This is a genomic window from Paraburkholderia sp. Cy-641, from assembly GCF_011752945.1.
Classification (GTDB): domain Bacteria; phylum Pseudomonadota; class Gammaproteobacteria; order Burkholderiales; family Burkholderiaceae; genus Paraburkholderia.
In genome coordinates, this window is the sequence record NZ_VWWM01000043.1 from 59,682 (window position 1) to 77,351 (window position 17,670).

Here is a 17,670-nt window from a genome sequence, read left to right on the forward strand (position 1 = left end):
GATATAGTTTCGTTCTTCGTTGGCCCGGTAGCTCAGTTGGTAGAGCAGCGGATTGAAAATCCGCGTGTCGGTGGTTCGATTCCGCCCCAGGCCACCAGGATTTAGCCCCAGGAAATCGCAAGATTCCTGGGGCTTTTCCGTTTCAGGTGGTATCCGTTTCTTTGCGTTTCTGCGGCTGGCTCGCGAGTCAGGTCGAGGGCAGCGTTCAACGTCGCGTGATAAAATCGCGCCAGTTCAAGGACTTGCATGCGAACGTGTTGCTTCACTCGCGCATCAGTGCAGCGGCTGAATCAGTGCAACACGTGAGTGCCGTGCGTTATGCACGACCCGCGGGCGCGACCTGCGGCGAACCCGTCGCCCGACGATCGACGCGATCAACGGTATAAGCGCCCAGTCACGTTCACGTGCAACGCGCGACCTATACTGCTTTGGCCGGCAGCGGTGCCGGTACATGTCGCGCCGCGTCGCTTGCATGACGCACCTCGCGCAGCGCGACTTGGCACTCTCATTCACGGAGTTTCACGGTGATCCGCAAAGACGCTAAGCGTAGCGCGCTCGTGTTGTTTTCCGGCGGCCAGGATTCCGCCACCTGTCTCGCGTGGGCGCTCGATCGTTACGACACGGTGGAAACGCTCGGTTTCGATTATGGTCAGCGGCATCGCGTCGAACTCGAATGTCGCGAGGGGTTCCGGCAGGCCGTCACGCGCGCGTTTCCGGCATGGGCCGATCGTCTCGGCGACGACCATATGATCGATCTGTCGCTGCTCGGCGCGATCAGCGACACCGCGATGACGCGCGAGATCGAAATCGAGGCCACGGCCAACGGTTTGCCGAACACGTTCGTGCCGGGCCGCAATCTGATGTTCATGACGATCGCGGCGGCCATTGCTTATCGGCGTGGCTTGCAGGTGCTGGTCGGCGGCATGTGCGAAACGGACTTCTCGGGCTATCCCGATTGCCGCGACGACACGATGAAGGCGCTGCAGGTCGCGCTCAATCTCGGCATGGACACGCGCTTTGCGCTCGAAACGCCGCTCATGTGGCTCGACAAGGCCGACACATGGCACCTCGCGCACGAGCTCGGCGGCGACGAACTGGTCGAACTGGTGCGCGTCGAGACGCACACCTGCTATGTCGGCGAACGCTCCGAATTGCATGCGTGGGGCTTCGGCTGCGGCGAATGCCCGGCATGCCGCCTGCGCAAGCGCGGTTACGAGGCCTACCTCGCGGGTGAAAAAGTCACCGAGCCGGTCTGAGCGCCGACAAGGCGGTACATCCATCGGGCAGCGAGCGGCGCAAATCACGCGCCATTATCTTCAGGAATACAGGGCAGATAGCAGTATGACTTACGCGGTCAAGGAAATCTTCTACACGTTGCAGGGCGAGGGCGCGAATGCCGGGCGTCCGGCCGTGTTCTGCCGCTTCGCGGGCTGCAATCTGTGGTCGGGCCGTGAAGAGGATCGCGCGGAAGCCGTGTGCCGTTTCTGCGATACCGATTTCGTCGGCACCGACGGCGAGAACGGCGGCAAATACCGCACACCTGAAGAACTGGTCGCGATGATCGCGTCGCAATGGCCGCAAGGCGAGGGCGAGCGTTTCGTGGTCTGCACCGGCGGCGAGCCGATGCTGCAACTGGACCAGCCGCTCGTCGACGCGCTGCATGCGGCCGGCTTCGAGATCGCGATCGAGACCAACGGCTCGCTGCCCGTGCTCGAAACGATCGACTGGATCTGCGTGAGCCCGAAGGCCGACGCGCCGCTCGTCGTGACCAAAGGCAACGAGCTGAAGGTCGTGATCCCGCAGGACAACCAGCGCCTTGCCGACTACGCGAAGCTCGACTTCGAGTATTTCCTCGTCCAGCCGATGGACGGCCCCTCGCGCGACATCAACACGAAGCTCGCGATCGACTGGTGCAAACGCCATCCGCAGTGGCGCCTGTCGATGCAGACCCACAAGTATCTGAACATTCCCTGATTTGCCGTGCTGACGATTACCCGAAAACTCGAATTCGACGCGGGCCACCGCATCCCCGATCACCGCAGCCAGTGCCGTAATCTGCACGGCCATCGCTACGTGCTCGAAATCACGCTGCAAGGCGACCTGGTCGATACCGAAGGCGCGCCCGATCGCGGCATGGTGATGGACTTCGCCGACGTGAAGTCGCTCGCCAACGAGCATCTGGTCGACAAGTGGGACCACGCGTTTCTGGTCTATGCCGGCGACACGCAGGTGCGCGGCTTTCTCGAAACCATGGCGGGGCACAAGACCGTCGTGCTCGATCGCATTCCGACCGTCGAGAACCTCGCCGCGATCGCGTTCGAGATACTCGCTAACGTCTATGACGCGCACTACGGCGTGAATCTGCGTCTGCACAAGGTGCGTCTGTACGAGACGCCGAACTGCTGGGCCGACGTGGTCCGCGGCCAGGCGCGCGACTAGCCCCGCTGCTCATTCCCCCCGCCGCGCGAGCGAACCCTCGCGTTATTGTCACGGTATGATCGTTCCGGCAAGCACACGGAGCGAGACATGCCGGTCATCGCATTGCGTTGCAGCAGGCATCGGGGCCGTCAGCGCCCCGGTTTCTGCCTGACCTCATATCTGACTCCGCTTCCGGACACTCTTCCGGTCACGAAACTGCGCGAGGCCAGCCGATGAGCACCTTCACCAATCCCCTCAAGCAACGTCTGAAGGAACCCGCGTCGCTGTTCGGGCTGTGGCTGTCGCTTGGCAGCGATGCAGCGGCCGAGGCGCTCGCTCATGCCGGCTTCGACTGGCTGCTGATCGACATGGAGCATGCGCCGAACGATAGCGGCGGCGTCGAATCGCAATTGCGCGCGATCGCCGCCGCGCATCTGCCGAGCGAGCCCGTGGTGCGCGTGCCTGCCAGCGAGCCGTGGCTCGTCAAGCGCGTGCTCGACGCCGGCGCGCGCACGCTGATGTTCCCGAATATCGAATCCGCCGACGATGCGGCACGCGCTGTGCGGCTCACCCAATATCCGACCGCCGGGGCGCTGGACGGCGAGCGCGGCGTCGCGGGCGTCGTGCGCGCGGCCGGCTACGGCATGCGGCGCGACTACGTGCAAACGGCCAACGCGCAGATCGCGACGATCGTGCAGATCGAGTCGGCGCGCGGCCTGCGGGAAGTCGAGAAGATCGCGGCGACGCCGGGCGTCGACTGCGTGTTCGTCGGGCCGGCCGATCTGGCCGCGAGCCTCGGCCATCTAGGCGACGCGAAGCACGCCGACGTGCTGGCGGCGATGACGCGCATCGTCAGCGCCGCGGACAAGGCCGGCATCATCGCGGGCATTTTCGCGATGGATGTGGCGAGCGCGCGGCAGTATCGCGAGGCGGGGTTCCGCTTCATCGCGCTGGCCGCCGACGTCATCTGGATGTTGCGCGCGACCCGTCAGGCATTGCAGGAGGTGAGGTCATGAACGGCGGAGTGCAAGGCGTCGCGTGGCGCGCCGGCGTGCGGGCGGCGGCCCGGATGAGCGTGCGGGCGGCGCTCGCGGCAGCGCTGCTGGCGAGTGGCGCGTGGGATGCCGCGCACGCGCAGGACCGGGTCGCGAAGTCGGACGATCCGCAGACGCAGTCCGCGGTGGCCGACTACAACGCCGGCAATCTCGGCGCGGCGCTGACCGAGTTCCGCCAGGCCGCCGAGCGCGGCAGCCGGCTCGCCGAGTTCAACTACGCGATGATGCTGCTCAACGGCGAGGGCACGCCGGCCAACGTCGAGGAAGGCAAGAAGTGGCTGCGCAAGGCCGCCGACGCGAACATGTCCCACGCGCAGTACGTGTACGGCAAGATGTACGACGATGGCGAGTTCGTCGAGCGCGATCCGGCCGAGGCGCATCGCTGGTTCCTGAAGGCGGCGCAGCAGGGACACGTGCAGGCGCAGCTCGCCCTCGCCAACCAGTTCCTCGACGGACGCGGCACCGAGCGCGACAACCGGCAGGCCTTCGTCTGGTACAAGAAAGCGGCGCAGGGCGGCGACATGACCGCGCAATACGTGACCGGCTCGTTCTACGAACGCGGCGGCGACGGCGTCGACCGGAACCTGAACGTGGCGCGCGCGTATTACGCGGCTGCGGCGGCGCAGGGCGATCCGGCCGCGCGTCTGAAGTATCAGCAGTTGAGCGCGCAACTGCGCGATCAGAAGGAAGTAAAGCCGCAGTAATGACGGCGATGAAAAAAGGGCGCTCCAGGTGGAGCGCCCTTTTGCGCATTGCATGCCGGTTCGTGCGTGCCGTGAGGCGTCGCTAGCTTTGCATCAGGCGCTTCTGGCGCGCGACGCTCATGATGAGCCCGACCGCGATGCCGAGCGTCGTCAGCGCGGTGCCGCCGTAGCTCATGAACGGCAGCGGCACGCCGACCACCGGCAGAATCCCGCTCACCATGCCGATGTTGACGAACGCGTAGGTGAAGAACGCCATCGTCAATGATCCGGCCAATAATCTCCCGAATAGCGTCGCGCCATTGGCCGCGATATAGAGCCCGCGCGCGATCAATAGCATGTATAGCGTGAGCAGCACGATCCCGCCCGCGAGGCCGAATTCTTCGGAAAACACCGCGAAAATAAAGTCGGTGTGCTTCTCGGGGATGAACTCGAGGTGCGCCTGCGTGCCCTTCAGCCAGCCTTTGCCGAGCGGGCCGCCCGAGCCGATCGCGATCACCGCCTGGATCGTGTGGAAGCCTTTGCCGAGCGGGTCCGAGGTCGGATCGAGCAGCGTGCAGATGCGGTGCTTCTGGTAGTCGTGCATTAGTGGCCACTGCACCTCGGGCTGACAGATCTTGTCCTGGAACGCCGCGATCGACACGACCGCGATCACGCCCGCGATCAGCACCGGCACGATCAGCTTGAAGCTCAGGCCCGCGAAGTAAATCACGAATAAGCCGGCCGCGAATACGAGCACGGCCGTGCCGAGGTCGGGTTGCTTGGCGATCAGCCCGACCGGCACGATGAGAATCACGAAGCCGACCAGGTAGTCGTACCAGCGCATCACGCCTTCGCGGCGCTGGTAGTACCAGGCGAGCATCAGCGGAGTCGCGATCTTCAGGATTTCCGATGGCTGGATCACCACGCCGACGTTGATCCAGCGCTTCGCGCCCTTGCGCGTGAGGCCGAACATCGCGACCGCGACCAGTAACGCGATCCCGAACGTATAGAGCGGGACCGCGAAGCGCATCAGCGTATTGGGCGGCACATTGGCGAGCGCCCACATCAGCACGAACGTCAGCAGGATGTTGCGCAACTGGTCTTCCACGCGGCCGGGCATGTCGAGCGTCGCGCTGTACAGCGTGACGATGCCGACGCACAGCAGCAGAAACACGATCAGTGCGAGCGGACGGTCGAAGCCCACGAACATCCGTTTGATGCGGTCGAGCCAGGCGCGCTTGTCGAATTGCATGCCTTTCTCCTTATTCGTCGATGCCGCCGGCGGCCGGCCGGCGTGGCGACGCGTCCTGAGCGGCGTCCTCGCGCGACGGCGCCGCGACGTTCGGCGTCGGCTCGCTCGCCGGACGGGGTTTGCGTGGCGCGCCGGATGAGCGCGCCGTGGATTTTTTCGCGGCGGCGGACGCCGAAGCCGGTTTGGCCGCCGAGGCTGCCTGCGCTGCGGATCCGGCCGGTGCTGCCGGAGCGGATGCCGCGGCGGCAGAAGCGGCCGCTGGTGCCGATGCCCCATTCGCGGCCGAAGCTGCCGACGCCGCGACAGCCGCCGATGCGGCCACGGCTTCCGAGGCGCCGGGAACCGGCAATGCCGTGAAGCCCGCCGCGATCCTGATCGGCTGCGTGCTGTCCTTCGAAGGCGGCGCGTCGCCGACCTGCGGCGCGGACGCGTCGAGCGTCGCCGAAGCCGCTGCCGCGACGGCGGCTTCCTCCGCCCCCGGCTTGTTCCTGCCGATCAGGTAGTAGTCGAGCACCTTGCGCGCGATCGGGCCGGCCGCTTCCGCGCCCCAGCCGCCGTTTTCGACGATCAACGCGACCGCGATCTTCGGCTGCTCGACCGGCGCGAAGGCGATGAAGAGCGCGTGGTCGCGCAGACGCTCGGCGAGTGCGTGACCTCTGTAGTTCGCGCCTTGCAGCGAGTAGACCTGTGCCGTACCGGTCTTGCCGGCCGCCTGGTACGGCGCGCCGGCAAACACCTTGGCGGCCGTGCCGTTGGTGACCACGCCTTCCATCGCGCGTTTGATGAAGTCGATGTCCTGCTGGCGGACCGCGATCTTGTCGCTCGGATCGCGCACGACCGGCCGCGTTTCCTTCGTGATCGGATTTTCGATGTCGCGCACGAGGTGCGGCTTCATCACGACGCCGTTGTTGGCGAGCGTGGCGGTCGCATGCGCGAGCTGCAGGATCGTGAACGAGTTGTAGCCCTGGCCGATGCCGAGGCTGATCGTCTCGCCTTCGTACCACTTCTGCTGCTCGGGGCGGCGGTACGCGTGGCGCTTCCAGTCGGTCGACGGCAGGATGCCCTTGGCCTCACCCGCGATGTCGATGCCGGTGATCTGCCCGAAGCCCCACGGCTTCATGAAGTTCGCGATGTTGTTGACGCCGAGGTCATGCGCGAGCATGTAGAAGTACGTGTCGTTCGAGACGACGATCGCGCGGTTCATGTCGACCCAGCCCTGGCCCGAACGCACGTCGTTGCGGAAGGTGTGGCCGCCGAACGTGTAGTAGCCGGGGTCCTGGAAGCCCCAGCCCGTGGTGCGCTTGTGCAGCGTCAGCGCGGCGAGCGCCATGAACGGCTTGTAGGTCGAGCCCGGCGGATAGGTGCCGTGCAGCGGCCGGTTCAGGAGCGGATGGTCGGGCGAGTTGTTGAGTTCGTCCCAGGTCTGCTGGTCGATGCCGTCGACGAACGAGTTCGGATCGAAGCTCGGCGCCGACACGAACGCGAGCACGTCGCCGGTGGACGGCTCGATCGCGACGAGCGCGCCGCGGCGGCCGGCGAAGGCCTGCTCGGCCACCTGCTGCAAACCGATGTCGAGCGACAGCTCGAGGTTGTTGCCGGGCGTCGCCTGGGTGCGCGACAGCGTGCGCACGGGCCGCCCGCCCGCCGTCACCTCGACTTCCTCGAAGCCGGTCTGACCGTGCAGCTCGGTTTCGTAGCTCTGCTCGATGCCGATCTTGCCGATGTAGTCGGTGCCCTTGTAGTTGTTGGCGTCGAGACGCGGATCGTAGTGATCGGGATCGCTGTCGTTCTGGTCGCTCGCGTCGTCGATGCGGTCCTGGTCGCGCTGCGAAATCCGCCCGATGTAGCCGATCACGTGCGCGGCGGTCGGCCCGAGCGGGTACTGGCGGAACAGCCGCGCGCGCACTTCGACGCCGGGGAAGCGGAAGCGCTGCGCGGTGAAGCGCGCGACTTCGTCGTCGGTGAGGCGGGTGCGGATCGGCAGGCTTTCGAAGTTCTTCGAGTCTTCCTGCAGCTTCCTGAAGCGGCGGCGGTCGCGCGCGTCGATCGAGATGACCGTGGCCAGGTTGTCGATCACGTTGTCGAGCGAGTCGTTCAGCTTCGACGGCGTGATTTCGAGCGTGTAGGCCGAGTAGTTCTTCGCGAGCACGACACCGTTGCGGTCGGTGATGATGCCGCGGTTCGGCACGATCGGCGCGACGGAAATGCGGTTTTCGTCGGCCTGCAGCGAGTATTTGCTGTAGTGCCAAACCTGCAGGAACAGGAAGCGGAAGCCGATCAGCCCGAAGCAGACGAACACGAACAGGCCCGCCGCCGCGACGCGCAGGCGGAATTTCGTGAGCTGCTGTTGAGTGTCCTTGAATTCGGTCATGCGATTTAAGCAAAAGGCCGGCGCGCGGCCATCCAGAGTGTGCGCCCAAACCGGTCGGGACCGGTGGCAGGAACTGCAATGCGCGTCGGGCGGGCCGGCGGCGCGGGCTTTACTGCGACATGTCGCGGTAAAGCGGCCGGCGGGCCCGAAGCGGGATCAAATGGGCCGCGTGTCGTCCGGATCGGCCGGGCGGCGTTGCGGCATCAGCAGCAGCACGCTCGCGAGCGGCCACAGCGCGGCTTCGACAAAACCGTCGATCAGGTAACTCCAGCCCGGGAACGCCGCGCCGGTCAGCAGACGGATCACGAACGGCACCAGTTGCGCGACGACGAGCAGCGGCATGACCGCGAACGTTTGCACGCCGAGCGACATCCACAGCACGCGGCGATGGATCGTGATCGCGCCGTACGACAGCAGCGTGTACGCGAGCGCGTGCTCGCCGAGCAGGCTCGCGTTGTGCACGTCCATCAGCAGGCCGAGCAGGAACGCGATGCCCATGCCGACCTTGCGCGGCTGGTGCACGTTCCAGAACAGCAGCACGAGCGCGACGAAATCGGGCACGCCGGCGAGACGTCCCCACGGCATCAGGTTCAGCAGGAACGCCGCGGCGAGGCTGAACGCGATGAAGTACGGATTGACCGGCTGCAGGATGTATTGCGGGCGGTTCATGGCTGAGCCCCCGGCGCGGCTTGCGGCTTCGCGGTCTTCGCGGCGGCCGGCTTGTCGGCCTTCCTGTCGGCGGATTTCTCGGACTTCTTCTCGGTAGCGGCGTTTTTGGCCGGGGCCTTTTCCGTGGCTTTGGCGGCGGGTTTTTCGGCTGCGGCCTTGTCGCCGGGCTTGGCTGCGGATTTATCCGCCGTGCCCTTGCTGTCTGCCGCCTTGCCGCCCTTCTTCGCTTTCGCATCCTTCGCGGCCGTGGCCGCGTCGGGTTCGTCGGCCGGGCGCGGCGGCACGTTGTCCTGAACGTGCAGCACCAGCACCTCGCGCGCGCCGCGCACCGCCGCGACCGGCAGACTGACCACGCGCGCAAACGCGGTGTCGGCCTGCTTGTCGACGCGCACGACCTTCGCGACCGGCAAGCCCGGCGGATACACACCGTCGAGGCCGCTCGTGACGAGCTCGTCGCCGGTCTGCACGTCGGCGCTGATCGGCACGAAGCGCAGATCGAGCGTGTCGCCCTTCGGCGTGCCGTAGATCACGCTGCGCAAGCCGGTGCGCAAAATTTCCACCGGCACGGCCAGATCCTTGTCGGTCAGCAGCGTGACTTCGGCCTGCAGCGGGAACACGCGCGTGACCTGGCCGATCACGCCGTTTTCGTCGACGACCGGCGAGCCGTTCTGGATGCCTTGCTGCGCGCCGCGTCCGATCACGACTTTCTGCGTGAACGGATCGCGCGTGTCGTACTGGATTTCGGCCGGCAGCGATTGCGTGGTCAGGTGCTGCGATAGTTGCAGCAGCGCGCGCAGATGGGTGTTTTCGGCAGCGAGCGTCGCGGCCGTGTTGGCCTGCTGCGAAAGCAGCAGATCTTTCGCGCGCAGCTTTTCGTTTTCGCCGCGCAGCGTGGCGCTCGTCACGGCGAGATCGGCGGCGCCCATGAAGATGTCGCGCGGCACGAGCGCTGCGCGCTGCAACGGATAAAGACCCGCGCCGAGCACGCCGCGGACGATTTCGAGCGTCTGGAAGCGGGCATCGGAGATCAGCAGGGCGATCGCCAGCACGACGAAGAACACCAGTCGGGCGAGAGCCGAGGGGCCTTGCTTGAACAGAGGCGGCGGACTGTATTCCATGGTCGGCGCCGGGGGCGTGAGCGGTTGGGTGAGACGGCGGCGCGAGAGGCGCGCGCGGTCAGCGCGTGGCGGCTGGGCGGCCCAGCCAACGGCAAAGCGGCCCGCAAGGGGCCGTGTGCCAGATCCGCGCTACTGACATGGGAGAAAAGCTCGCTTACTCGTACGAGAAGATGCTGCCGAGCTTGTCCATGCGTTCGAGCGCCATGCCCGAGCCGCGCACGACGCAGGTCAGCGGGTCTTCGGCGACGAGCACCGGCAGGCCGGTTTCTTCCGCGAGCAGGCGGTCGAGGTCGCGCAGCAGCGCGCCACCGCCGGTCAGCATCATGCCGCGCTCGGCGATGTCGGCGCCGAGTTCCGGCGGCGTTTGCTCCAGCGCGATCTTCACCGACGAGACGATCTGGTTCAGCGGATCGGTCAGCGCTTCGAGAATTTCGTTGCTCGAAATCGTGAAGCTGCGCGGAATGCCTTCCGACAGATTGCGGCCCTTCACTTCCATTTCCTTGACTTCGGAGCCCGGGAACGCGGAGCCGATTTCCTTCTTGATGGCTTCGGCGGTCTGTTCGCCGATCAGCATGCCGTAGTTGCGGCGGATGTAGTTGACGATCGCTTCGTCGAACTTGTCGCCGCCGACGCGCACCGAGCCCTTATAGACGATGCCGCCGAGCGAGATCACGCCGACTTCGGTCGTGCCGCCGCCGATGTCGACGACCATCGAGCCGGTTGCTTCCGACACCGGCAGGCCCGCGCCGATCGCGGCGGCCATCGGCTCTTCGATGAGATAGACCTGCGAGGCGCCCGCGCCGTGGGCGGCTTCCTTGATCGCGCGGCGCTCGACCTGGGTCGAACCGCACGGCACGCAGATGATGATGCGCGGCGACGGCGAGAACATGCGCGATTCGTGAGCAGTCTTGATGAACTGCTTGATCATCTGCTCGGTGACGGTGAAGTCGGCGATCACGCCGTCTTTCATCGGGCGGATCGCCTCGATGTTGCCCGGCACCTTGCCGAGCATCTGCTTGGCTTCCTTGCCGACTGCCTGAATGGTTTTCTTGCCGTTGGGACCGCCTTCCTGGCGGATCGAGACCACCGACGGTTCGTCGAGCACGATGCCCTTGCCACGCATGTAGATGAGCGTGTTGGCGGTGCCGAGGTCAATCGCCAGATCGTTGGAGAAGTAGCTGCGCAAAAAGCCGAACATTCAAAATCCTGTCTCGCTGGGGGCCGGGCCTCGCACCGTATGCGTAGGGCGGCAGCGGAAAAAATAACAGCTCCAGCCGGGCGAAGCGGCGCCACAGGAACTTGAAGCTGCGAGGGAGTCTACCGGAGGCCGTTGCAGAGCCAGGGCGGAAAGCAACGGACGTTCTTGGGGAAGGGTCCGTAAGGCCTTGGTAAGTCGGTCCGGGTTTGGGTCGAACGCGTAATGATACCTTATAATTTTGGATGTTTTGAAGGAAACGGAGGGCACTTTTTGCCGTTGCCGTTCCTTTTTCGGGATTGTCCTATCGTGTCGTAACCCGCTGTTACAGCGGGTTTTTTTCAAGTGTGACGACACTCCACCTCTTTCCGGTGACTGCATGGCTCTGACCCTGACCGATGTTAAGCGCATCGCGCATCTCGCGCGGCTCGAACTGGCTGATGCCGACGCCGAGCACACCCGTGCCCAGCTCAATGATTTCTTCGGCCTCGTCGAGCAAATGCAGGCGGTCGATACCACCGGCATCGCGCCGCTTGCCCACCCGATCGAGCAGATCGAAGACGTCGCGCTGCGTCTGCGTAACGACGTCGTGACCGAGACGGTCGAGCGCGAGGCTTTTCAGCGCCCGGCGCCGGCCGTGCAGGACGGTCTGTATCTCGTGCCGAAGGTGATCGAATAAGCCGCGTTCGCACATGTCCCGCGCGGCTCGCGGGCAAGCGCCCTGCGCTTCGCGCGGCGCAGCCTCTCGCGGGTGGTCCGGCCGGCGCCGCGCACGGTGCGCCGCAAGCTTTCCCGGCCCGGCTTGCCGGCGGGCAGCCGAACGCCTTCACGGCAGCGTGACCACGCTGCCGCGCTTTCCAGGATAAAACGCAATGCATGAAAAAAGTCTGACCGAACTGCGCGCCGCACTGACGGCCAAGGAATGCTCCGCAGTCGAACTGGCGCAGCTGTACCTGAAGCGGATCGACGCGGCCAATAGCCTGAACGCGTTCATCCAGGTCGATCCCGAGTTGACGCTCGCGCAGGCGAAAGCCGCCGACGCGCTGCTGCACGGCGGCGAGGCGGGCCCGCTCGCCGGCCTGCCGATCGCGCACAAGGACGTGTTCGTCACGAAGGGCTGGCGCTCCACGGCCGGCTCGAAGATGCTCGCGAACTACGAAAGCCCGTTCGACGCGACCGTGGTCGCGCGTCTCGCGAACGCCGGCATGGTGTGCGTGGGCAAGACCAATATGGACGAATTCGCGATGGGCTCGTCCAACGAGAATTCGTACTTCGGCGCGGTGCAGAATCCGTGGGATCGCAAGGCCGTGCCGGGCGGTTCGTCGGGCGGCTCGGCAGCGGCCGTGGCCGCGCGTCTCGCGCCCGCCGCGACCGGCACCGACACGGGCGGCTCGATCCGCCAGCCGGCGTCGTTCTCGGGCATTACCGGCATCAAGCCGACCTATGGCCGCGTGTCGCGCTACGGCATGATCGCGTTCGCGTCGTCGCTCGATCAGGGCGGCCCGATGGCGCAGAGCGCCGCCGACTGCGCGCTGCTGCTCAACGCGATGGCCGGCTTCGACGAGCGCGATTCGACGAGCCTCGCGCGCGAGGACGAAGACTACACGCGCTATCTCGGCAAGTCCTGGCAGGAAGGCGGCGCGGCCAAGCCGCTCGCCGGTCTGCGCATCGGCCTGCCGAAGGAGTACTTCGGCGCCGGTCTTGCCGACGACGTGCGCGCGTCGATCGACGCGGCACTCAGGCAGTACGAAGCGCTCGGCGCGACGCTCGTCGACGTCTCGCTGCCGAAAACCGAACTGTCGATTCCGGTCTACTACGTGATCGCGCCGGCGGAAGCCTCGTCGAACCTGTCGCGTTTCGATGGCGTGCGCTTCGGCCATCGCGCGGCCGAGTACCGCGATCTGCTCGACATGTACAAGAAGTCGCGCGCCGAAGGCTTCGGCCCCGAAGTGAAGCGCCGCATTCTGGTCGGCGCCTATGTGCTGTCGCATGGCTATTACGACGCGTACTACCTGCAGGCGCAGAAGATCCGCCGCATCATCGCGCAGGACTTCCAGGAAGCGTTCAAGCAGTGCGACGTCATCATGGGGCCGGTCGCGCCTTCCGTTGCATGGGACCTCGGCGCGAAGGGCGACGATCCGGTGCAGATGTATCTGGCCGACATCTACACGCTGTCGGTGAGCCTCGCCGGCCTGCCGGGCATGAGCGTGCCGTGCGGCTTCGGCGCGGGTGCGAATGCGCAGCGTCCGGTCGGTCTGCAGATTATCGGCAACTATTTCAACGAAGCCCGGATGCTGCAGGTGGCCGACGCGTTCCAGCGCGCCACCGACTGGCATCGTCAGGCACCGGCAGGAGTGTGAGCACCATGACCAAGCAATGGGAAGTCGTGATCGGTCTGGAGACCCACGCGCAGTTGTCGACGCAGTCGAAAATCTTCTCGGGCACCGCGACGCAATTCGGCGCCGCGCCGAACACGCAGGCCAGCCCCGTCGACCTCGCCCTGCCGGGCACGCTGCCGGTCATGAACCGCGGCGCGGTCGAGCGCGCGATTCAATTCGGCCTCGCGATCGGTGCGACGGTTGCGCCGCGCAGCATCTTCGCGCGCAAGAATTATTTCTACCCCGATCTGCCGAAGGGCTATCAGATCAGCCAGTACGAAATTCCCGTCGTGCAGGGCGGCCAGGTGACGATCCAGGTGCCGGCCAATGAAAAGGCGGGCAAGGAAGCGTACGAGAAAACCATCAACCTCACGCGCGCCCACCTGGAAGAGGACGCGGGCAAGTCGCTGCACGAAGACTTCGCGGGCATGACCGGCATCGACCTGAATCGCGCCGGCACGCCGCTGCTCGAAATCGTCACCGAGCCGGAAATGCGCAGCGCGGCCGAGGCGGTTGCCTACGCGAAGTCGCTGCATACGCTCGTCGTGTGGCTCGGCATCTGCGATGGCAACATGCAGGAAGGCTCGTTCCGCTGCGACGCGAACGTGTCGGTGCGCCCGGTCGGTCAGGCTGAATTCGGCACGCGCGCCGAGATCAAGAACCTGAACTCGTTCCGCTTTCTTGAAGAAGCGATCCAGTACGAAGTGCGCCGCCAGATCGAACTGATCGAAGACGGCGGCACCGTGGTGCAGGAAACGCGTCTGTACGATCCGGACAAGCGCGAAACGCGCTCGATGCGCAGCAAGGAAGACGCGCATGATTACCGCTATTTCCCCGACCCCGACCTGATGCCGCTCGTGATCGACGCCGCGTGGGTCGAGCGCGTGAAGAGCGAGATGCCGGAGTTGCCCGAAGCGATCCAGCAGCGCTTCGTATCGCAGTACGGCCTCACGCCCTACGACGCGAACGTGCTGACGTCGGGCAAGGCGATGGCCGCGTACTACGAGGCGGTGGTCGCGAAGATCGGTCCGGCCAACGCGAAGGTCGCGGCGAACTGGCTGATGGGCGAAGTGTCATCGCAACTGAATCGCGAAGGGCTCGACATTGCCGCGTGCCCGGTGTCGGCCGCGCAACTCGCGCTGCTGCTGCAACGCATTGCCGACGGCACGATCTCGAACAAGATCGCGAAGGAAATCTTCCTCGCGATCTGGGAAGAAAAAGCCACCGACGAAGCCGCCGCCGACCGCATCATCGAGGCGAAGGGCTTGAAGCAGATTTCGGATACCGGCGCGCTCGAAGCGATCATCGACGAAGTGCTCGCCGCGAACCAGAAGTCGGTCGACGAATTCCGCGCCGGCAAGGAGAAGGCGTTCAACGCGCTGATCGGCCAGGCGATGAAGGCGACCAAGGGCAAGGCGAATCCGGCGCAGGTGAACGAACTGCTGAAGAAGAAGCTGTCCTGAGTCGATGCAGTGCGGCGCGAGCGGTGACGCTCGCGCCATGACGGGCTGTTGCCGGAAACGAAAGTAGGGCAACGGCCCGTTTCATTTGGCGGTCCCGCTTGGGCGAGTCCCTCGAACGCAGATCACGGAGTGTGTGCATGGCGAAGCAACCCGAACTCGACGATTTCCGCGTGCCGTGTTTCGACGACGGCAAAAAGAAAAACCGCTTCTCGCTGGGAGATTTCGATCCGGCGGCAAAGCCGTTTTCGAGCGGCTCGAAAGACGCGGATCGCGCGCGGCTCTCCGAGATCGGCGTGCTGCTCGACAATCTGCAGGAGCGCCTGCATGCGCAGAGGAAACGCCGCGTGCTGCTCGTGCTGCAAGGCATGGACACGAGCGGCAAGGACGGCACGATTCGCGCGGTGTTCCACGAAGTCGATCCGCTCGGCTTGCGCGTCGTGCCGTTCAAGGCACCGACGCCCGTCGAACTGGCGCACGATTTTCTGTGGCGCGTGCATGCGCAGGTGCCCGCGGCCGGCGAGCTGACCATCTTCAACCGCAGCCACTACGAAGACCTGCTCGTGCCGACCGTGCTCGGCGAACTCGATGCCGAGGCGTTCGAGCGGCGCTGCGCTCATATCCGCCAGTTCGAGGAGATGCTGAGCTGCAGCGGCACGACCCTTCTCAAGTGCATGCTGCACATTTCGAAAGACGAGCAGCGCGCGCGTCTGCAGGCGCGTATCGACGATCCGAACAAGCACTGGAAATTCGACGTGTCGGACCTCGAAGCGCGCAAGCAGTGGGACGCGTATCAGTCGGCGTATGACAACGCGCTTGCCGCGACGTCGACGGAATACGCGCCGTGGTACGTGATTCCCGCCGACTCGAAGACACATCGCAACGTGATGGTGGCCGAACTGCTGCTGCGCACGCTCGACGCGCTGAAGCTCGAATATCCGCCTGCGAAAGAATCGCTGAAGGGCGTCAAGGTCGAATGAAAACGGCTCGACGCCCCGGCTTTGGAAACGAATCGAACCTAAGAGGAACACCATGTTGCGTGTGATTACCGCGAACCTGAACGGCATCCGCTCGGCGGCGAAGAAGGGCTTTTTCGACTGGTTCGGCGAGCAGAAAGCCGACGTGCTGTGCGTGCAGGAAATCAAATGCTCGCAGGACGACATGACACCGGAATTCATGGCGCCGCACGATTTCACCGGCTATTTCCAGCATGCGGTGAAGAAGGGCTATAGCGGCGCGGGCGTCTATACGCGTCACGAACCGGACGAGGTGGTGATCGGCTTCGGCAGCGAGGAGTTCGATTCCGAAGGGCGCTATGTCGAACTGCGCTTCGGCAAGCTGTCGGTGATTTCGGTGTACGTGCCGTCCGGTTCGAGCGGCGAGGAGCGCCAGCAGGCCAAGTTCCGCTTCATGGACGAGTTCATGCCGCATCTGGCCGAGCTTTCGCGCGAGCGCGAGGTGATCGTGTGCGGCGACGTGAATATCGTCCACAAGGAAATCGACATCAAGAACTGGAAGAGCAACCAGAAGAACTCGGGCTGCCTGCCGGAAGAGCGCGCGTGGCTCGACAAGCTGTTCGACGAGGTCGGCTATGTCGACGTGTTCCGCACGCTCGACCAGCGCCCGGAACAGTACACGTGGTGGAGCAATCGCGGCCAGGCGTATGCGAAGAACGTCGGGTGGCGGATCGACTACCAGATCGCGACGCCGGGCATCGCGGGCAAGGCGAAGCGTACCGACGTGTTCCGCGACATCAAGTTCAGCGACCATGCGCCGCTGACCGTCGATTACGACCACAAGGTCAAGAAGTAAGGCGCGCGCCTCGGTGCCGGCCCATGGGCGCCGGCTAAACCGGGGCGTAAGCCGCAGCGCGCCCGGGTGGCCCGCGTCTTCGGGCCGGACAGGGAGCGGTCAGTTGCGCGCCTGCTTGCGAACCGGCCGGCCGAGGCCCGCGTAATCGGGCAAGGCGTCGACGCTCTTGCCGATTGCCTTCGCGTAGAGCGGCAGCATGTCCGGCAGCCGCTTGATGATGTCCTCGCGGCGCGCCGGCGTGTACGGATGCACGTAGATGAAGCCGTGCTCGCGGCTGCTGCCCGTGGCCAGCGCGAGCTTGTCCCAGAGCGTGACCGCCGCGCGCGGATCGAAGCCCGCGCGCGACGCGATTTCGCTGCCGATCACGTCGGCTTCGGTTTCGTCGGTGCTTTCGTACTTCATTTCCAGCAGACGCGAACCGATGCCGAGCGGCGCCATGCCGAGATCGGCGAGTCCGAACAGTTGCGGGATCGTGCCCGACGAATCGAGCTGTCTCTCCTGAAGCTGACCGAGCCGCATGCGCGCATGCTCGCGCAAGGCGTGGGCGATCTCGTGGCCGATCAGCATGCCGAGTTCGTTGTCGTTCAGGCGCACCCGGTCGAGCAGTCCGCCATAAATGACGATCTTGCCACCCGGCAAGCAGTACATGCGGATGTCGTTCGAGCGGATGACGGCCAGGTCCCACTTCCAGCCCTTCGCGCGCTCGTTCCATTTCAGCGAGTACGGAATCATCCGGTCGACGATCGAGCGCACGCGGGTGACGTGCGGGTCGGTGTCGCTATAGAGACGGTTCGCGTGCTCGGCGCCGTAGACGATCTGGCCGAATTCCTCGGTGGCTTGCGCCTCGAGTATCGGCGACGGGATCAGGTTGCGGAACACCATGTAGCCGCCATAACGCAACTGCGGGCTGACGTAGTAGGGCGGCGGAACGGCGGCGGCCTGCGCGGAAGCGCCGGTGGGTGCCTGGGTGGGTGCTTGGGTGGGTGCTTTCGCGGCGGCGGACGGTTGTGACGGCTGCTGAGCCTGGGCGGCTTGAGGCGCGGACCCGGGCGCGGCACTCCCGCTGGTGCTGGGCGCGCTTGTGTTCGTGCCACTGCTGGCGGCGTTGCTGGTCCCGCTGCTCGCGCTGTTGCCTGCGCCGCCGCTCGCGCCGGGTGTCGCCGCGGGCGCGCGTTCTTCGCTCGCCGCGGATGGCGCGGATTTGGCGGCCGGTGCCGCTGCGGGCGCTTCGGTATTCGTCGCGCCTGCGTTGCTACCGG

Annotated in this window: 16 protein-coding genes and 1 tRNA gene; 11 read left to right on the forward strand and 6 right to left on the reverse strand. The window is 65.4% G+C overall.

The features are described 5' to 3' along the window. Positions 1-21: 21 nt before the first annotated feature. The 6 genes from F3J20_RS22185 (at position 22) to F3J20_RS22210 (ending at position 4,177) form a co-directional block, all read left to right on the forward strand. Positions 22-97: transfer RNA gene (locus F3J20_RS22185), tRNA-Phe, on the forward strand. A 427-nt stretch (positions 98-524) separates the two neighbouring features. Further along, on the forward strand, positions 525-1,256 hold the full coding sequence (gene queC / locus F3J20_RS22190) for a 7-cyano-7-deazaguanine synthase QueC (protein WP_167284509.1): 732 nt from the start codon (positions 525-527) through the stop codon (positions 1,254-1,256). Positions 1,257-1,341: 85 nt separating this feature from the next. Next, entirely contained in the window at positions 1,342-1,974 is a 633-nt protein-coding gene (queE, locus tag F3J20_RS22195; RefSeq protein WP_167042124.1) for a 7-carboxy-7-deazaguanine synthase, read from the forward strand. Positions 1,975-1,980: 6 nt separating this feature from the next. Continuing rightward, positions 1,981-2,439 (forward strand): 6-carboxytetrahydropterin synthase QueD, encoded by a 459-nt coding sequence (gene queD / locus F3J20_RS22200; RefSeq protein WP_167042125.1) that lies wholly within the window; start codon positions 1,981-1,983, stop codon positions 2,437-2,439. A gap of 212 nt (positions 2,440-2,651) precedes the next feature. Then, positions 2,652-3,434, forward strand: a complete 783-nt coding sequence (locus F3J20_RS22205) for an aldolase/citrate lyase family protein (RefSeq protein ID WP_167042127.1) — start codon at positions 2,652-2,654, stop codon at positions 3,432-3,434. Between the two features lie 53 nt (positions 3,435-3,487). Continuing rightward, positions 3,488-4,177 (forward strand): tetratricopeptide repeat protein, encoded by a 690-nt coding sequence (locus F3J20_RS22210; protein WP_240162866.1) that lies wholly within the window; start codon positions 3,488-3,490, stop codon positions 4,175-4,177. A gap of 82 nt (positions 4,178-4,259) precedes the next feature. On the opposite strand, the gene rodA is transcribed toward F3J20_RS22210, so the two are convergent. The 5 genes from rodA to F3J20_RS22235 all read right to left on the reverse strand — a co-directional run bounded on the left by rodA (position 4,260) and on the right by F3J20_RS22235 (position 10,764). Beyond that, entirely contained in the window at positions 4,260-5,408 is a 1,149-nt protein-coding gene (gene rodA, locus F3J20_RS22215; RefSeq protein WP_167042132.1) for a rod shape-determining protein RodA, read from the reverse strand. Positions 5,409-5,418: 10 nt separating this feature from the next. Beyond that, the gene (gene mrdA, locus F3J20_RS22220) at positions 5,419-7,779 is read right to left on the reverse strand and encodes a penicillin-binding protein 2 (protein WP_167284511.1); all 2,361 of its coding nucleotides are present in this window, start codon (positions 7,777-7,779) and stop codon (positions 5,419-5,421) included. A gap of 156 nt (positions 7,780-7,935) precedes the next feature. After that, positions 7,936-8,448, reverse strand: a complete 513-nt coding sequence (gene mreD, locus F3J20_RS22225; RefSeq protein WP_167042135.1) for a rod shape-determining protein MreD — start codon at positions 8,446-8,448, stop codon at positions 7,936-7,938. Then, positions 8,445-9,566, reverse strand: a complete 1,122-nt coding sequence (mreC, locus tag F3J20_RS22230; RefSeq protein ID WP_167284512.1) for a rod shape-determining protein MreC — start codon at positions 9,564-9,566, stop codon at positions 8,445-8,447. The genes mreD and mreC overlap by 4 nt, the downstream gene beginning before the upstream one ends. 154 nt (positions 9,567-9,720) lie before the next feature. Further along, complete coding sequence (locus F3J20_RS22235) at positions 9,721-10,764, reverse strand: rod shape-determining protein (RefSeq protein WP_004189550.1); 1,044 nt, start codon at positions 10,762-10,764, stop codon at positions 9,721-9,723. A 376-nt stretch (positions 10,765-11,140) separates the two neighbouring features. Here F3J20_RS22235 and gatC point away from each other — a divergent pair, with 376 nt between their 5' ends. From gatC to F3J20_RS22260, 5 genes are all read left to right on the forward strand, one after another. Next, positions 11,141-11,440, forward strand: a complete 300-nt coding sequence (gene gatC / locus F3J20_RS22240; protein WP_167042139.1) for an Asp-tRNA(Asn)/Glu-tRNA(Gln) amidotransferase subunit GatC — start codon at positions 11,141-11,143, stop codon at positions 11,438-11,440. Between the two features lie 193 nt (positions 11,441-11,633). Then, positions 11,634-13,121, forward strand: coding sequence for an Asp-tRNA(Asn)/Glu-tRNA(Gln) amidotransferase subunit GatA (gatA, locus tag F3J20_RS22245; protein WP_167042142.1), 1,488 nt, complete (start codon positions 11,634-11,636; stop codon positions 13,119-13,121). 5 nt (positions 13,122-13,126) lie between these two features. Beyond that, positions 13,127-14,602, forward strand: coding sequence for an Asp-tRNA(Asn)/Glu-tRNA(Gln) amidotransferase subunit GatB (gene gatB, locus F3J20_RS22250; RefSeq protein WP_167284513.1), 1,476 nt, complete (start codon positions 13,127-13,129; stop codon positions 14,600-14,602). A gap of 137 nt (positions 14,603-14,739) precedes the next feature. Beyond that, the gene (locus F3J20_RS22255) at positions 14,740-15,579 is read left to right on the forward strand and encodes a PPK2 family polyphosphate kinase (protein ID WP_167042146.1); all 840 of its coding nucleotides are present in this window, start codon (positions 14,740-14,742) and stop codon (positions 15,577-15,579) included. Between the two features lie 52 nt (positions 15,580-15,631). Further along, positions 15,632-16,411: an exodeoxyribonuclease III gene (locus F3J20_RS22260; protein ID WP_167042148.1), complete on the forward strand. Its 780-nt coding sequence runs from the start codon at positions 15,632-15,634 to the stop codon at positions 16,409-16,411. Between the two features lie 99 nt (positions 16,412-16,510). Here the strand turns inward: F3J20_RS22260 and F3J20_RS22265 are convergent. Continuing rightward, on the reverse strand, positions 16,511-17,670 hold a 1,160-nt coding region (locus F3J20_RS22265; RefSeq protein ID WP_240162863.1), incomplete at its 5' end, for a M48 family metallopeptidase.

Bases quoted from the DNA above. Each gene is read 5' to 3' on its own strand.
- queE (WP_167042124.1), top strand. From the start codon at position 1,342: ATGACTTACGCGGTCAAGGAAATCTTCTACACGTTGCAGGGCGAGGGC.
- F3J20_RS22205 (WP_167042127.1), top strand. From the start codon at position 2,652: ATGAGCACCTTCACCAATCCCCTCAAGCAACGTCTGAAGGAACCCGCG.
- F3J20_RS22210 (WP_240162866.1), top strand. From the start codon at position 3,488: ATGAGCGTGCGGGCGGCGCTCGCGGCAGCGCTGCTGGCGAGTGGCGCG.
- rodA (WP_167042132.1), bottom strand. From the start codon at position 5,408: ATGCAATTCGACAAGCGCGCCTGGCTCGACCGCATCAAACGGATGTTC.
- mrdA (WP_167284511.1), bottom strand. From the start codon at position 7,779: ATGACCGAATTCAAGGACACTCAACAGCAGCTCACGAAATTCCGCCTG.
- mreD (WP_167042135.1), bottom strand. From the start codon at position 8,448: ATGAACCGCCCGCAATACATCCTGCAGCCGGTCAATCCGTACTTCATC.
- mreC (WP_167284512.1), bottom strand. From the start codon at position 9,566: ATGGAATACAGTCCGCCGCCTCTGTTCAAGCAAGGCCCCTCGGCTCTC.
- F3J20_RS22235 (WP_004189550.1), bottom strand. From the start codon at position 10,764: ATGTTCGGCTTTTTGCGCAGCTACTTCTCCAACGATCTGGCGATTGAC.
- gatC (WP_167042139.1), top strand. From the start codon at position 11,141: ATGGCTCTGACCCTGACCGATGTTAAGCGCATCGCGCATCTCGCGCGG.
- gatA (WP_167042142.1), top strand. From the start codon at position 11,634: ATGCATGAAAAAAGTCTGACCGAACTGCGCGCCGCACTGACGGCCAAG.
- gatB (WP_167284513.1), top strand. From the start codon at position 13,127: ATGACCAAGCAATGGGAAGTCGTGATCGGTCTGGAGACCCACGCGCAG.
- F3J20_RS22255 (WP_167042146.1), top strand. From the start codon at position 14,740: ATGGCGAAGCAACCCGAACTCGACGATTTCCGCGTGCCGTGTTTCGAC.
- F3J20_RS22260 (WP_167042148.1), top strand. From the start codon at position 15,632: ATGTTGCGTGTGATTACCGCGAACCTGAACGGCATCCGCTCGGCGGCG.